Origin of the sequence: Streptococcus xiaochunlingii, assembly GCF_006385805.1 — a bacterium.
GTDB classification, from domain to species: Bacteria; Bacillota; Bacilli; order Lactobacillales; family Streptococcaceae; genus Streptococcus; species Streptococcus xiaochunlingii.
This window is the reverse complement of sequence record NZ_VFSG01000002.1, coordinates 122179-136493: the sequence shown is the minus strand read 5'-3', so window position 1 is coordinate 136493 and position 14315 is coordinate 122179. Positions and strand designations below refer to the sequence as shown.

At 45.7% G+C, this 14315-nt stretch carries 14 protein-coding genes; 6 read left to right on the top strand and 8 right to left on the bottom strand.

Features of this window, described 5'->3' with window-relative positions:
* Positions 1-82 precede the first annotated feature (82 nt).
* From FJR71_RS08100 to tpx, 4 genes are all read left to right on the top strand, one after another.
* Entirely contained in the window at positions 83-805 is a 723-nt protein-coding gene (locus tag FJR71_RS08100) for a metal ABC transporter ATP-binding protein (protein ID WP_048691612.1), read from the top strand.
* Entirely contained in the window at positions 802-1644 is an 843-nt protein-coding gene (locus FJR71_RS08095; RefSeq protein WP_048691610.1) for a metal ABC transporter permease, read from the top strand. The genes FJR71_RS08100 and FJR71_RS08095 overlap by 4 nt, the downstream gene beginning before the upstream one ends.
* An 11-nt stretch (positions 1645-1655) precedes the next feature.
* Complete coding sequence (locus FJR71_RS08090; protein ID WP_048691608.1) at positions 1656-2588, top strand: metal ABC transporter substrate-binding protein; 933 nt, start codon at positions 1656-1658, stop codon at positions 2586-2588.
* An 88-nt stretch (positions 2589-2676) separates the two neighbouring features.
* Positions 2677-3171, top strand: a complete 495-nt coding sequence (gene tpx / locus FJR71_RS08085; protein WP_140814561.1) for a thiol peroxidase — start codon at positions 2677-2679, stop codon at positions 3169-3171.
* 107 nt (positions 3172-3278) lie between these two features.
* Here tpx and FJR71_RS08080 read toward each other — a convergent pair whose 3' ends face one another.
* Positions 3279-4304 (bottom strand): DUF3114 domain-containing protein, encoded by a 1026-nt coding sequence (locus FJR71_RS08080; protein ID WP_140814559.1) that lies wholly within the window; start codon positions 4302-4304, stop codon positions 3279-3281.
* 140 nt (positions 4305-4444) lie between these two features.
* On the opposite strand from FJR71_RS08080, the gene FJR71_RS08075 reads away from it, so the two are divergent.
* A complete protein-coding gene (locus FJR71_RS08075) occupies positions 4445-5098 on the top strand; it encodes a metal-dependent transcriptional regulator (protein WP_140814557.1) in 654 nt (217 codons plus the stop codon).
* Positions 5099-5391: 293 nt separating this feature from the next.
* Here FJR71_RS08075 and dtd read toward each other — a convergent pair whose 3' ends face one another.
* Together dtd and FJR71_RS08065 are read right to left on the bottom strand one after the other, a co-directional pair.
* A complete protein-coding gene (gene dtd, locus FJR71_RS08070; protein ID WP_140814554.1) occupies positions 5392-5835 on the bottom strand; it encodes a D-aminoacyl-tRNA deacylase in 444 nt (147 codons plus the stop codon).
* A gap of 143 nt (positions 5836-5978) precedes the next feature.
* Positions 5979-8198, bottom strand: coding sequence for a RelA/SpoT family protein (locus tag FJR71_RS08065; RefSeq protein ID WP_140814552.1), 2220 nt, complete (start codon positions 8196-8198; stop codon positions 5979-5981).
* A gap of 271 nt (positions 8199-8469) precedes the next feature.
* On the opposite strand from FJR71_RS08065, the gene FJR71_RS08060 reads away from it, so the two are divergent.
* Positions 8470-10926: a bifunctional 2',3'-cyclic-nucleotide 2'-phosphodiesterase/3'-nucleotidase gene (locus tag FJR71_RS08060; protein ID WP_140814549.1), complete on the top strand. Its 2457-nt coding sequence runs from the start codon at positions 8470-8472 to the stop codon at positions 10924-10926.
* Positions 10927-10966: 40 nt separating this feature from the next.
* Here the strand turns inward: FJR71_RS08060 and FJR71_RS08055 are convergent, their stop codons facing one another.
* The 5 genes from FJR71_RS08055 to FJR71_RS08035 form a co-directional block, all read right to left on the bottom strand.
* Positions 10967-11716: a 16S rRNA (uracil(1498)-N(3))-methyltransferase gene (locus FJR71_RS08055; RefSeq protein ID WP_140814546.1), complete on the bottom strand. Its 750-nt coding sequence runs from the start codon at positions 11714-11716 to the stop codon at positions 10967-10969.
* 1 nt (position 11717) lies between these two features.
* Positions 11718-12668, bottom strand: coding sequence for a 50S ribosomal protein L11 methyltransferase (gene prmA / locus FJR71_RS08050; protein ID WP_140814662.1), 951 nt, complete (start codon positions 12666-12668; stop codon positions 11718-11720).
* Positions 12669-12805: 137 nt separating this feature from the next.
* Positions 12806-13279: a GNAT family N-acetyltransferase gene (locus tag FJR71_RS08045; protein WP_061564672.1), complete on the bottom strand. Its 474-nt coding sequence runs from the start codon at positions 13277-13279 to the stop codon at positions 12806-12808.
* Positions 13276-13710 (bottom strand): NUDIX hydrolase, encoded by a 435-nt coding sequence (locus FJR71_RS08040; RefSeq protein ID WP_031574864.1) that lies wholly within the window; start codon positions 13708-13710, stop codon positions 13276-13278. The genes FJR71_RS08045 and FJR71_RS08040 overlap by 4 nt, the downstream gene beginning before the upstream one ends.
* A gap of 49 nt (positions 13711-13759) precedes the next feature.
* Positions 13760-14302: a hypothetical protein gene (locus FJR71_RS08035; RefSeq protein WP_140814543.1), complete on the bottom strand. Its 543-nt coding sequence runs from the start codon at positions 14300-14302 to the stop codon at positions 13760-13762.
* Positions 14303-14315: the final 13 nt, after the last annotated feature.

Here is a 14315-nt window from a genome sequence, read left to right as displayed (position 1 = left end):
AAAGATTTAATCTAAATTATTTTAAAAATTAACTTGACTTAATTTTTTCATTCATGTATATTAATGGTAAAGGAGCAAAATCATGATTCAAATTGAACATCTAAGTGTTGCTTACCAGCAAACACTGGCCTTGGAGGATCTTTCCCTCACCATCCAGGGTCCAACCATCCTAGGCATTCTTGGACCCAACGGAGCTGGAAAATCAACCCTGATCAAGGCCATGCTAGGACTTCTCCCTCATTCGGGAAAGGTCCAGCTCGATCAAAAAGACCTCGGCCAAGTTCTTCAACGAGTGGCCTACGTCGAACAGAAATCCGCTATTGATTTCCACTTCCCCATCACGGTGCGGGAGTGTGTCTCGCTGGGGCTCTATCCCCATCTTTCTATCTTCAAGAGAAAAAGCAAAGAGGATCTCCAAAAAGTAGAAAATGCCTTGAAACTTGTCAATCTTCTTGATCTAGCAGATCGCCAGATTGGCCAGCTTTCAGGAGGGCAATTCCAAAGGGTTCTGATCGCCCGCTGCTTGGTTCAAGAAGCAGAGGTCATCTTCTTGGATGAGCCCTTTGCTGGGATTGACTCTGTTAGCGAAGACATCATCATGCAGACACTCCAAACCTTGAAAAAGGAAGGCAAGACCATCCTGATTGTCCATCACGATCTGAGCAAGGTCCCAGCTTATTTTGACCAGATCCTGCTCCTTCATCGCAAACTGATTGCTTTTGGGAAAACAGAAGAAACCTTTACCAAAGAGAATCTTCACGCAGCCTACGGTCATGAACTTTTTATAGGAGGTGAAATCAGATGATTGCAGAATTTATCGATGGATTACAACAATTTCATTTCCTCCAAAACGCTCTCATTACAGCTATTGCCATAGGGATCGTCGCTGGTGCAGTCGGATGTTTCATCATTTTGCGAGGCATGTCTCTCATGGGAGATGCCATCTCACACGCGGTCCTTCCAGGTGTGGCCCTTTCCTTTATCCTGGGCATCAATTTCTTTATTGGCGCCATTACCTTTGGACTTTTAGCTTCCATCCTCATCACCTATATCAAGAGCAACTCCATCATCAAGAGCGACACTGCAATTGGGATTACCTTTTCTTCTTTCCTCGCCTTAGGAGTCATTCTGATTGGAATCGCTAAAAGTTCCACCGACCTTTTCCACATCCTCTTTGGGAATATCTTGGCCGTGCAAGACCAGGATATGTGGATGACCATCGGTATTGGGGTGGCGGTCTTGCTGGTGATTTGCCTGCTCTTTCGACCCTTACTGCTCACATCTTTTGACCCCGTTCTGGCTCAGTCCATGGGCGTCCGGGTCAAGGTCTATCACTACCTTCTCATGGTGCTCTTGACCTTGGTTTCTGTCACTGCTATGCAGAGTGTCGGGACCATTCTCATCGTTGCCATGCTCATCACACCCGCTGCGACAGCCTATCTCTATGCCAATAGCCTCTGGTCCATGATGCTCCTTTCATCCGGATTAGGTGCTCTTGCATCCATCCTGGGACTCTTTATTGGCTACAGCTTTAACATCGCCGTTGGGTCTTGTATCGTCCTCACTTCTGCAGTCTTCTTTCTCATCAGCTTCTTTATCGCTCCTAAGCAGAGAAAGAATAAGCACGCTCTTTCACCTCATTAAAGGAGAAACACATGAAAAAAATCGCTTCTGTCCTTGCCCTCTTTGTGGCGCTCTTATTCGGCCTTATGGCCTGTAGCAAAGGCTCTTCTTCCAAGTCCTCATCTGATAAATTGAAGGTGGTCACCACCAACTCCATCCTCGCAGATATCACCAAAAATATCGCGGGGGATAAAATCGAGCTACACAGTATTGTCCCTGTCGGCCAAGATCCCCATGAATACGAACCACTCCCAGAAGATGTCAAAAAAACTTCACAAGCAGACCTCATCTTCTACAACGGCATCAACCTCGAAACGGGTGGCAATGCTTGGTTTACCAAGTTGGTCAAAAATGCTAATAAAGTAGAAAACAAGGACTATTTCGCTGCCAGCGATGGCGTAGAGGTCATCTACCTAGAAGGCCAAAACCAAGCTGGAAAAGAAGACCCTCACGCTTGGCTCAATCTCGAAAACGGGATCATCTATGCTAAAAACATTGCTAAACAATTGATCGCCAAAGATCCAAAAAATAAGGACTTCTACGAAAAAAATCTAGCAGCCTATACTGAAAAACTGAGCAAGCTGGATCAAGAAGCCAAGCAAGCATTCAATAACATCCCAGCAGAGAAGAAGATGATCGTAACCAGTGAGGGTTGCTTCAAGTACTTCTCCAAAGCCTACGGCGTCCCATCTGCCTATATCTGGGAAATCAACACTGAAGAAGAAGGGACACCTGAACAAATCAAAACGCTGCTAGAGAAATTGCGTCAAACCAAAGTACCGTCCCTCTTTGTCGAATCCAGTGTCGATGAGCGTCCTATGAAAACTGTGTCTAAGGATAGCAATATCCCTATCTTTGCAAAGATCTTTACTGACTCGATTGCTAAAGAAGGGGAAGAAGGCGACAGCTACTACAGCATGATGAAATGGAATTTAGAGAAAATCGCAGAAGGTTTGAACAAATAAGTCTCTAAAGCTGATTAGATTCTCAAACAAATCAGTGGCTCTTCCCCCTTCATTAATGTACAATGAAAAGAAAAAAGGAGTCTTTGCTATGACAACATTTTTAGGAAACCCTGTTACCTTTACCGGATCTCAACTCCAAGTTGGCGATACCGCCCACGACTTTTCACTGACTACGCCAAACTTGAAGAAAAAATCTTTGGCTGATTTTGCTGGGAAGAAAAAAGTCCTCAGCGTGATCCCATCCATTGACACAGGCATCTGTTCCACTCAAACACGTCACTTCAACCAGGCCCTCTCTGACATGGAGGACACTGTGGTCTTGACCGTCTCTGTCGACCTTCCTTTCGCTCAAGGTAAATGGTGCGCTGCTGAAGGGATCGAAAATGCCATCATGCTCTCAGACTACTTCGACCATTCCTTCGGAAAAGCCTATGGCCTCTTGATCAATGAATGGCACTTGCTCGCACGCGCTGTCTTGGTCCTAGATGCGGATAACAAGGTCACATACGTTGAATACCTCGACAACATCAACAGCGAACCAAATTACGACGCCGCAATCGAAGCTGTCAAAGCACTTGATTAAACGAAAAAGAGGTCTACGACCTCTTTTCTATATTTACAAAATTCGTTCAGAGACTTTCCTTAAGTGAGTTTCTAAGAGTCCTTTTTCTTCAATCCGAAAGAGGACTACTATAAAATCCGATGGAGTCCATTCTGAAGGAGGACTCGCCAGCGTAAGCGTGGGATGCCTCTGAGGAAGCGCCGCACACGCTTTGCTACCTGTTGCTTGTAGCTCTTGCCTCCTTGTGCAAAGGTTCCCTTCCGGCTCCAATAACCCTGCTCTCCACGATCATTCTTTGGAGCTAGGTAGCGAACACCTTGCTGATAGAGAACTTTCTTACGAAATGGCGGATCCCACGGTTTAACGGGATCGATATCCAAGTCCTTATGGGTTCGGCCTCTAGCTAAGCCATAGTTGAAACTGGCTCCATTGACAATGCCATTTTCAGAAATCTGATTCGGATCCACTTCGTTGAGAAACTGGCCACCCTGATCCAGGATATACTCTGTATGAAAGTTAAGCAAGACCTTAAAATTCAACTGAGTCTGGGCACGAGATGGGAAGGCGAGCTGGCCGTCTTGATCCACATAGACCTTATTGTGGAGACGAGCCGCCGCATAAGCATCGATTTTAATTCCTTTTGTCTCCTGTAAGTAAGCTTGTAGCGCCTCTTCATCAGTCTGTCCAGTTTTGGCATAATGCTCCCGAATCCACTGGGCCTGGTATGCAGAGAGCAGATAGCGGAACTGGTGGATCTGGCGTTTTAAGAGCTGGTCTCCCTCTTTGCTAGCTAATGGATCCTGAGCAAATGCTACTTGGACCACTCTTGAAAAAGAGGACCAAAAAGGTGAATGAGGCGGGCAAGCTGGCCAGAACCGCTTCAGTAAGAAGGCGGTCTCTTCACAGGTTCCCGATAAATCCCGTGGCATGAGACAGAGGTGCATGACCCCTCTTAAGAAGGCCTGGGCACGGCCTTCCGTCAACCCTTGCAGTTCTCTCTGCCACATCTCTTGGAAAAGAGGGCTGGCAAAGACAAAGACAGAGCGGTAACAGTCTTGCCTTCTTGCTTCATCTTCGCAAGACTGCAGTCGTTTTTCTAAGTAGCTGAGACCTCTGGTCGTCCAGCCCAGTTTTTCTAATTCCCGTCGCTTCATCTGCCCCCTCCTTTCCATATTGTTTTCGGTTTATGCTTCTATACTATCATCTTTCGCCCTCCCAGACAATTCCTATCCACTGGCCAAGCCATTTTGCGCTTTTTTTGATATACTAGAAGGAGCGAAGAAAAGAGGACCCTATGACACCAAATAAAGAAGATTACCTCAAGTGCATCTATGAAATTGGCACGCAACATGAAAAAATTAGTAACAAAGAGATTGCGGCCCGGATGCAGGTTTCGCCTCCAGCCGTGACTGAGATGGTCAAGCGAATGATCTCGGAGAATCTCCTCATCAAGGATAAGACCCACGGCTATCTGCTTACCGAGCTCGGCCTTCAAACAGTTTCCGATCTCTTTCGCAAGCACCGATTGATTGAAGTGTTCTTGCTCAAAAAACTGAGCTATACAACTGAAGAAGTCCATGAAGAGGCTGAGGTGCTCGAGCATACTGTCTCCGACCGCTTTATCGATAAACTTGACCAGATGTTAGACACTCCTAGGACCTGCCCCCACGGAGGAACTATTCCACCTAAAGGACAACTCCTCATCGAGGCTTACCAGGACCGTTTGAGTGATGTCAGCGAACTGGGAACCTATCGTTTGCGAAGAGTCCAGGATAGCTTTGAATTGCTGAATTTTTTAGACCAGATCCAACTGACCATTGGAGATGACATTCTCTTCAAAGGATACGACGATTACACTGGCCTCTATAAGCTCCAGATTAAAGACCAAGACATCCAGATCAATCATCTGATTGCCCAACAACTTTACATAGAAAAACATGCCCTCTGATTAAGAGCATGTCAGATTGAAGAAATAGTATTCCTAGAAACTTTCCTTAGGTGAGTACGGACGTCAGCGAACTTCTACGAAGTTCCATGACTTAGTTTTGAACCTAAGGTTTCAAAACTCCCAAGTGCTTGAAACAACAATGTTTCAAGCATTTTTCTCACGGCGGAAAGTTTCGGATTTACTTCGACAACTCAAAGTAATATAAGGATTTTTTTGAAAAGTTATCCAGCTATCCTAAGTAAAAAGTAATTTGTCTACATTCAAACAAGCCCTTTAATCAAGGGCTTGTTTTTCTATGGATTTTTCGTATTGAGGATGATAGTCACTGGGCCATCATTAATGAGTTCGATTGCCATTTCTGCAGCGAAGATCCCACGTTTGACAGGGACTTCCTTTTCTAACAAATCATTGAAGTCATCGTAGAGCTGGCTGGCCATCTCTGGACTAGCTGCCCCAATAAAGGCTGGACGATTGCCTTTTTTTGTCTGGGCAAAGAGGGTAAACTGCGAAACTGAGAGGATTTCCCCTTGAATATCCTTGACAGATAAGTTCATCTTCCCTTCTTCATCCGAGAAAATCCGCATTTGGGTAACCTTCCGCACCGCATATTCCAGATCCTTCTGGTCATCCTCCGGCCCCACTCCCACTAGGAGAAGAAGACCTTCTTGAATCTGACTATAAACTTGACCGTCAATAGAAACCGAGGCACTTTTGACCCGTTGAATTACTAATTTCATCTTATTATCCTATTTATACAATCTATTGGGTTCACCACTATGTTTCAAAGAAAATCGACATCAGACAAGGCAGTGAGACGCAGGCATAACTGTAGTTAGGCCAGTCGAAACTAACGCAGTATGAAGTCGATTTTCGCAGAAGATTAGCCGTTGGTCCGCTTAACAGAGTACACCTCCGGCACACTCTTAATCTTATCCACCACCGTTGTCAACATGGACAGGTTTGGAATCCCAAAGGAAATGTGGATATTGGCAAACTTCATATCTTTGGTTGGTTGGGCATTGACGGTTGAGATCATCTTGGCCGTATTGGAGAGGACTTGAAGGACATCGTTGAGGAGGCCTGCGCGGTTGAGGCCATATATATCGATATGGGCGATGTAGTCCTTGGTCGTGTTATTGTCTTCCCACTCGACGTCGATCAAGCGTTGCTCGTAGTTGTCTTGGGCCCGTAGGTTCATACAGTCTTGACGGTGAATGGCAACCCCACGTCCTTTGGTAATGTAACCGACAATTGTATCTCCTGGGACGGGATTGCAACACTTGGCAATCCGGATCAAGAGACCGGAAGCCCCTTGGATAACCACGCCACCTTCATGGCGGACCTTGAGGGTGTCTTTTTTGTTTTCAACCTTGACCTCGCCACCTTTGACCAGCTCTTCAGCTTCTGCACGCGCCTTGGCCTTTTCCTCTTCGCGACGCTCTTCTTCTGTCAAACGGTTAAAGACAGAGATGGCTCCTACTTCTCCAAAACCAATAGCCGCAAACAGGGCCTCTTCGGTCTTGTAGCTGGTCTTTTGCAAGACCTTGTCCATGTGCTTCTTGTCCATGAACTTGTTGGCAATCATATCATGCTCATGGAATTGAGCCATGAGCAACTCTCGTCCACGGTTGATCGAGAGTTCCTTGTCTTGGTTCTTAAAGAATTGGCGGATCTTATTACGCGCCTTGCTGGTCTTGACGATATTGAGCCAGTCACGGCTTGGACCAAATGAATTTGGATTGGTGATGATTTCAACCTGGTCACCCGTTTTCAGCTTGGTAGTCAAAGGAACCATACGGCCATTAACCTTGGCACCAGTCGCTTTTTCCCCGATCTTGGTATGAATCTCATAGGCAAAGTCAATCGGTCCAGAATCCTTTGGAAGAGAACGAACCGCTCCATCTGGAGTAAAGACATAAATCTCTTCTGCCAGATAGTTTTCTTTGACAGTATCAACAAATTCCTTGGCATCATCCGCCTGGTCTTGGAGTTCCATCATCTCCTTGATCCAGTTCATCCCAATAGCCGATTCTTTGCTGTTGACTTGGCCCTTGATTCCTTTCTTATAGGCCCAGTGTGCCGCAACCCCGTACTCAGCAACCTCGTGCATTTCCTTTGTACGGATCTGGAACTCGATGGGACCTTTTGGACCGTAAACAGTGGTATGGATGGACTGGTAACCATTGGCCTTACGATTGGCGATGTAGTCCTTGAAACGGCCTGGCATAGGCTTCCACAACTCGTGGATATAGCCCAGCATGGCGTAGACATCGCTCGGTGATTCCAGGATACAGCGAATGGCAATCAAATCATAGATTTCATCAAAGCGTTTCTTCTTATCCTGCATCTTGCGGTAGATGGAGTAGATATGCTTAGGACGACCATAGATTTTCCCATAGAGGTGGCGTTCTGCCGCATAGGACTCGATCTTTTGGACAACTTCTTCTACCAAGGCTTCCCGCTCGCGACGCTTCTCCTTCATCATATGGGAAATTTTATAGAACTCGACTTCGTTCAGATAACGGAAGGATAGATCTTCCAATTCCCACTTGACGCTGGAAATCCCGAGACGGTGGGCTAGTGGTGCATAGATTTCCATGGTTTCCTGGGAAATCCGTTCTTGCTTGTCCTTGCGTAAATGCTTCAAAGTCCGCATGTTGTGCAAGCGGTCTGCTAGCTTGACCAAGATGACACGGATGTCCTGAGACATGGCCATGAGCATCTTGCGGTGGTTCTCTGCTAGCTGCTCTTCATGGGACTTGTATTTGACCTTCCCGAGCTTGGTCACTCCATCAACAATCACTCGGACATCGTGTCCAAATTCGCGTTCTAAATCATCTAGGGTCGCGTCTGTATCCTCGACAACGTCGTGCAAAAAACCACAGGCAACCGTCACAGCATCCAACTTCAATTTTGCCAAAATGCCGGCAACTTGAATAGGGTGGATGATATAGGGTTCTCCTGATTTACGGAATTGCCCACTATGGCAGTCGACCGCATAAAGGAGAGCTTTTTCTACAAATGCAACATCCTCTCCCGACAAGTATTTTTTGGTAAGGGCAATAACCTGGCCCCCTGTTAAAGGTTCTTCTTTCGGCATCTAGTTTTCTCCACTTTCTTGCCTTCTATTCTATCACTTTTAGCTCTATATGAAAACTAGTCCGATTGACTTTCCGAGAAAGGGCTCGCTTCCCCAAAAATAAGTAGCACAATTTCCGAACTTAAAAAAATTTTTCTTCAGTTTTTAGGCTTTCTTTCGGCTTTTATAGGAAATTTTATCCATTTATCATATAGAAATCCTACGAAAACGAATACATTCTGAACAAAATAAGATATAATAGAAAGACATCATTTTATTTAGGAGGACAACCATGTCATCATACCGTAAACAGGCTGCCCTATTCAGCCTTGCTGCTGCTTTCTTGGCAACGACGACTGCCCAGGCAGATGAAGCGACAAGCTCAAGCGCAACTGATTCGTCAGCAACTGCTGTCACAGAAGCTGCAACTCCTGCGTCTCCTGAAGCATCTACTAGCAATAACACTCTGACTGCTAGCGGAGAAGCCGCTACTACAGCAACCGAAGCGACTCCAGCTGCACCTCAAAATAGCGCCAGTGACGCAAAAGCGACCGCTCCAGTTGAGGGGCAAGAAGTCGACGTCCGCATCCTTGCGACAACGGACCTTCATACCAACTTGGTCAACTATGACTATTACCAAGACAAACCGGCGCAAAACGTTGGTCTGGCAAAAACAGCTGTCTTGATCGAAGATGCAAAAAAAGAAAACAGCAACGTCCTCCTCGTTGATAACGGAGATACTATCCAAGGAACTCCTCTCGGTACCTACAAGGCCATCGTTAATCCCATCAAAGACGGCGAGCAACACCCTATGTATACAGCTCTTCAAAAATTAGGCTTTGATGCAGGAACGCTTGGAAACCACGAATTCAACTACGGACTAGACTACCTTAAAAAGGTCATCTCTACTGCCGGCATGCCAATCGTCAATGCCAACGTTGTGGATGCAAAGACTGGCGCTTTTGTCTACGACCCATATAAGATCATAAAAAAGACCTATACCGATAAGAACGGTCGTTCAGTCGATGTTAATATCGGGGTAACAGGGATTGTTCCTCCACAAATCCTCAGCTGGGACAAGGCTAACCTTGAAGGTAAGGTCAAGGTCAATGACTCCGTCGAAGCCATCCAAGCCATCATTCCAGAAATGCGCAAAGCCGGAGCAGATGTCGTCCTCGTTCTCTCTCACTCTGGTATCGGAGATGACAAGTACGAAAAAGGTGAAGAAAACGAAGGCTACCAAATCGCCAGCCTCCCAGGCGTTGATGCAGTTGTAACAGGACACTCTCACGCAGAATTCCCAAGCGGAAACGGAACTGGCTTCTACGAAAAATATGCGGGCGTCGACGGTGTAAACGGTAAAATCAACGGAACACCCGTTACCATGGCTGGAAAATACGGCGACCACCTTGGGGTGATCGACCTCAATCTGCGCTATACCGATGGTAAATGGTCTGTTGTTGGAAGCAAGGCTGCCATCCGCAAGATCGACACCAAATCAAAAGTAGCCGATGAGCGCATCACCGAGATTGCGAAAGAAGCGCATGAAGGAACAGTCAAATACGTCCGCCAACAAGTCGGAACTACTTCTGCTCCAATCACTAGCTACTTTGCCCTTGTGAAGGATGATCCATCTGTCCAAATCGTGAACAACGCACAAATTTGGTATGCTAAGAAAGAATTAGCAGGAACTCCGGAAGCCAACCTTCCAATCCTCTCTGCTGCAGCACCATTTAAGGCGGGTACACGTGGAGATGCCACTGCCTACACAGATATCCCTGCTGGCCCAATCGCTATCAAGAACGTCGCTGACCTTTATCTCTATGATAATGTCACTGCCATCCTCAAGGTGACTGGTTCCCAACTTAAGGAATGGTTGGAAATGTCTGCTGGACAATTCAACACGATCGACCCAACCAGTAAAGAGCCTCAACAGCTTGTCAACCCTAACTACCGGACCTACAACTTTGACGTTATCGACGGGGTAACCTATGAGTTCGACGTGACCCAGCCAAATAAATACGACCGCGAAGGAAAAACGGTTAACCCAGACGCTAGCCGTGTGCGCAACTTGAAATACCAAGGTAAGGAAGTAACTGCGGATCAAGAATTTATCGTGGTGACCAACAACTACCGGGCAAACGGGAAATTCCCAGGCGTTCGCGATGCTAGCCTAAACCAACTCCTTGGATTAGAAAACCGCCAAGCTATCATCAACTACATCTTGGAAGAAAAGAACATCAACCCAAGTGCAGACGGTAACTGGCGCTTTACAGACAGTATCAAGGGGCTGGATGTCCGCTTCTTGACCGCTGATAAAGCCAAGGAACTAGTTGGTAAAGACGGAGATGTCGTCTACCTTGAACCGTCTAAACAAGAAGGATTTGGGGAATACCGCTTTGTTTATGTGGAACCAAAAGTAGAACCTGAAACAAAACCAGAAGAACCAACACATTCTGAAACAGGAAACCCTTCATTTGTCTTTGTACCGAACCATCAGAAACCGGCACAAGATGAAACCATCACCCTGTCTCATAGCCAACAAACCATTACCCTTCCTGCACCAAATCCAGAAGGAACTCGCCCTGTAGAAGATCGCCAAGAAACTGCTAAGCCAGCATTCGCTCCTTCTATCCGCGAAAAAAGCTTGCCTGAAACAGGAGAACGTGCTTCTATCTTGGCCCTTTTCGGATTAGTGATGACTAGTCTTGGCTTCCTTATTCCATCTCGTAAGAAAGAAGAAAACTAATTCTTTCCTAGTTAAAAAAATTAACGCGTGAAGATCACCTTCACGCGTTTTTTATTAATTCTGTGACAACACTCACTGCGCTGAGAGCGTAAAGTGGCGCTGTTTCTGCTCGAAGAATCCGTGGGCCAAGTCCTGCCAAAACTGCTCCTTTGGCTTCAAAATTTTCGATTTCTGCAGGTGAAAGACCACCTTCTGGTCCAAAGATAAAGAGCAGTTTGCTTCCAGCTTCCAGTCCAGTCAGTGACTGAATTAGCGCAGCGGTTTCACCTTCTTTGGCCGACTCTTCATAGGCCACCACGATGCGGTCAAACTGATCCAGTTGTGCTAAAAAGTCTGCTTTTTTCTCAAAAAGGGTAATGCTTGGAACCCGATTCCGCTTACTTTGCTCGGCTGCTCCAAGGGCAATTTTTTCTAGCTTCTCGACCTTTTTTCCCAATTTCTTGCCATCCCATTTGGCGACTGACCAGTCTGCGGGAAAGGCCCAGATTTGACTAGCACCTAGTTCCGTCATCTTTTGAGTGATAAACTCCAGCTTGTCTCCCTTGGGAAAGCCTGATGCGATGGTCACTTGAATAGGCAGTTCCACATTGTCAGCTAATTCTTCGAGTAATTCAAACTGACGGTTTTCCACATCTAGCACGCGCGCCAAGCGCTTGATCCCATCATCGAAGACTAAGGTAACCTCATCATCTTCCTTCAAGCGCATGACCTGAAACATATGCTTGCTGGTTTCCTTGTCCTCGATAGTGACAGGGGAACTAGCCAAACCTTTTACAAAATACTGTTGCATGCTAACCTCCAATCACACCAGAGACATCCTTGGTTTTCTTAAAGACACAGGCATTCCATTCTCCTTGGATCATATGGGTTTCAAGGAAAAATCCAGCAGCTTCTGCGGACTCACGGACCATGTCCCACTTGTCCTTGATAATGCCACTCATGATAAGATAACCTTCGTCCTTGACCAAACGATAAGCATCATCCGTCAGATGAATGAGGATATCCGCCAAGATATTGGCCACGATAACGTCTGCTTCAATCTCCACACCCTTGAGCAAATCGCCTGGGGCTACATGGATATTTTCCATACCAGGATTGAGCTCAATATTTTCCTGAGCGACTCGAACCGCTACATCGTCTAGGTCATAGGCGAAAATTTCCTTGGCACCTAGAAGCGAGCTAGCAATAGAGAGGACGCCTGATCCAGTCCCCACATCTAGCACTGTTTCCCCACCACGAAGAACCTGTTCCAAGGCGAAAAGGCTCATCTTGGTAGTTGGGTGGGTTCCTGTCCCGAAGGCCATACCAGGATCTAGATTAATAATCTTTTCCCCAGCAGTCGCCTCATAGTCTGTCCAAGACGGCACGATAGTCAAATCATGAGTGATACGAGCTGGCTCATAGTATTTCTTCCAGTTGTCTGCCCAGTCTTCCTCAGCCAAGGCAGTCGTCCCCATCTTGACCTCACCCAAATCCATAAAATCTGTCAATTCTGCTAGGCGAGCCTGCAAGTCTGCCTCAACCACTGCCACATCAACCGTATCAGGATAGTAGGCTGTCACTACGATTTCTTCTTGCTGCTCTACCTCTGGGAAAATCTCACCAAAACGATCCACATTGCCCACATAGTCCATGCTGTCTTCGATTGCTACCCCTTGGGCACCTAACTCAATCAAGAGGTTGGAAACCAACTCCTCTCCCTCACGCTTCACTGTAACTTTTAACTCTTGCCATGTTTCCATCATTAAGATACCAAGCCCGTAAAACACAAAGCCAAAATAGGAAACTCTCTGAAGACGCTTGTGTCTAAGAGAAGTTTATCTTTTTGGCGCAGTGTTTAGGGCGAGTTCAGTTTAGAAATTTAACCGAACCATCCTTTCTATTTCTCTATCAATTTTTTCATGTAGACCATATCCATACCTTCTTTTTCAGGCTCGATATGAGTTTGATGGTAGCCATTCTTCTCGTAGAACGCAACCATGCCTGCATCCTGTAACACCGTACACAAATCCCATTGTGTGATGGTTGGAAATTCTTTTTCCAGCAAGCTTAAACCATTAGTTCCATACCCTTTTCCTTGATACTGGGGCAAAATCGCTGCCGTTCCTAACCAAGCTTTCGTTAACTCGGCATTGGTCTGAACTCGTAAAAATCCGATGTTTTCTTCATCTTCTTTTACAAAGTAGTAATAGCTATTGGGACGTTCGACTAGTTTCCATTTGATTCGTTCGCGGTCCTCGAGATAAGGGTCATATTCATCATGGTATTTTTCATAAACAGCCTTAAAGCTAGCTCTCTGAATTGCAATAATAGTTTCTAAATCCTCTGCTCCCGCTCGAACAAGTGTTATCATAAACCTTCCTCCAAATAATCCCTCAATCTCCCCTGTAGCTGAGGCACTGCCTGTTTAGACTTCAAAAATTCCTCAATAGGCATCAGTTTATAGGCCTGTCCTTCATTCCCAAAGGTAATATTGTCAAATTGTTCTTGTCTTAGCTGACCAACCATAAAGACCGATTGCTTGTCTTTAAAGATTACGCTAGGATAAATCTTACTCCAAAGCAGACAGTCTTCATCTAAATGAATTCCCAATTCCTCATAAACTTCACGCGCTGCGCACTCGAAAGGGCTTTCGTTTCCTTCACGACCACCACCTGGCAACTCCCACATGTTGGGACAAGGGATATCGTCCTTGTCATCACGTAAGATAGTCAAGACCTTATCCCCACAAATCAAGGCAATCTTGCAACCTTGGAAATCCATTCTGCTATCCAATAATTCCATGATATTTACTCTTTTCTATGATAACAATTACTCTCTAGGAAAATACGAGCTAGCTTTCTTCGATTACTTTTTGGCACTCTGCATCCCAGTACGCCAGCCATCTGCCATGTTTTTTAGCAAAATAAACCGTAAACTCATCGTTTACATAATCTGCAACATAGCGAAGATTAGGCGGATTTTCCTCAAAACTTAATACCCAAGGATGGAAGTAAAAAGTTTTCTCCCACCTCTTCTGAGTATAGCCCAAATCCTTGGCAAACTGAGGGATGGGTTGTTGCATCTCACTTTCCAAACAAGACTGAATGGCATTGTCAATACTATTTAAACGAGCTAATAGTTGTTGAAACTGCTCTTCTTCCTCCGTCTTAAAACCAACTAGAAATTCAAATTCCGCAAAATCTTCAGGAAATTCAAGTTCTGTGATTTTACCATCCTCTGCGTAGCGTCCCTCCTCATTAACAAGGCGACGAGTTCCAAACTTCAATATTCGCTCGGAATCTAGATCCGCAAAGCGATTTCGAGGAAGGATCAACTCACGCTCTTGAGATTTTTGGGATTTTTTACTAAATAACCGCTTAAATATCTGAAGCATTGGACAGCTCTCT

Bases quoted from the DNA above. Each gene is read 5' to 3' on its own strand.
- FJR71_RS08100 (WP_048691612.1), top strand. From the start codon at position 83: ATGATTCAAATTGAACATCTAAGTGTTGCTTACCAGCAAACACTGGCC.
- FJR71_RS08095 (WP_048691610.1), top strand. From the start codon at position 802: ATGATTGCAGAATTTATCGATGGATTACAACAATTTCATTTCCTCCAA.
- FJR71_RS08090 (WP_048691608.1), top strand. From the start codon at position 1,656: ATGAAAAAAATCGCTTCTGTCCTTGCCCTCTTTGTGGCGCTCTTATTC.
- tpx (WP_140814561.1), top strand. From the start codon at position 2,677: ATGACAACATTTTTAGGAAACCCTGTTACCTTTACCGGATCTCAACTC.
- FJR71_RS08080 (WP_140814559.1), bottom strand. From the start codon at position 4,304: ATGAAGCGACGGGAATTAGAAAAACTGGGCTGGACGACCAGAGGTCTC.
- FJR71_RS08075 (WP_140814557.1), top strand. From the start codon at position 4,445: ATGACACCAAATAAAGAAGATTACCTCAAGTGCATCTATGAAATTGGC.
- dtd (WP_140814554.1), bottom strand. From the start codon at position 5,835: ATGAAATTAGTAATTCAACGGGTCAAAAGTGCCTCGGTTTCTATTGAC.
- FJR71_RS08065 (WP_140814552.1), bottom strand. From the start codon at position 8,198: ATGCCGAAAGAAGAACCTTTAACAGGGGGCCAGGTTATTGCCCTTACC.
- FJR71_RS08060 (WP_140814549.1), top strand. From the start codon at position 8,470: ATGTCATCATACCGTAAACAGGCTGCCCTATTCAGCCTTGCTGCTGCT.
- FJR71_RS08055 (WP_140814546.1), bottom strand. From the start codon at position 11,716: ATGCAACAGTATTTTGTAAAAGGTTTGGCTAGTTCCCCTGTCACTATC.
- prmA (WP_140814662.1), bottom strand. From the start codon at position 12,668: ATGGAAACATGGCAAGAGTTAAAAGTTACAGTGAAGCGTGAGGGAGAG.
- FJR71_RS08045 (WP_061564672.1), bottom strand. From the start codon at position 13,279: ATGATAACACTTGTTCGAGCGGGAGCAGAGGATTTAGAAACTATTATT.
- FJR71_RS08040 (WP_031574864.1), bottom strand. From the start codon at position 13,710: ATGGAATTATTGGATAGCAGAATGGATTTCCAAGGTTGCAAGATTGCC.
- FJR71_RS08035 (WP_140814543.1), bottom strand. From the start codon at position 14,302: ATGCTTCAGATATTTAAGCGGTTATTTAGTAAAAAATCCCAAAAATCT.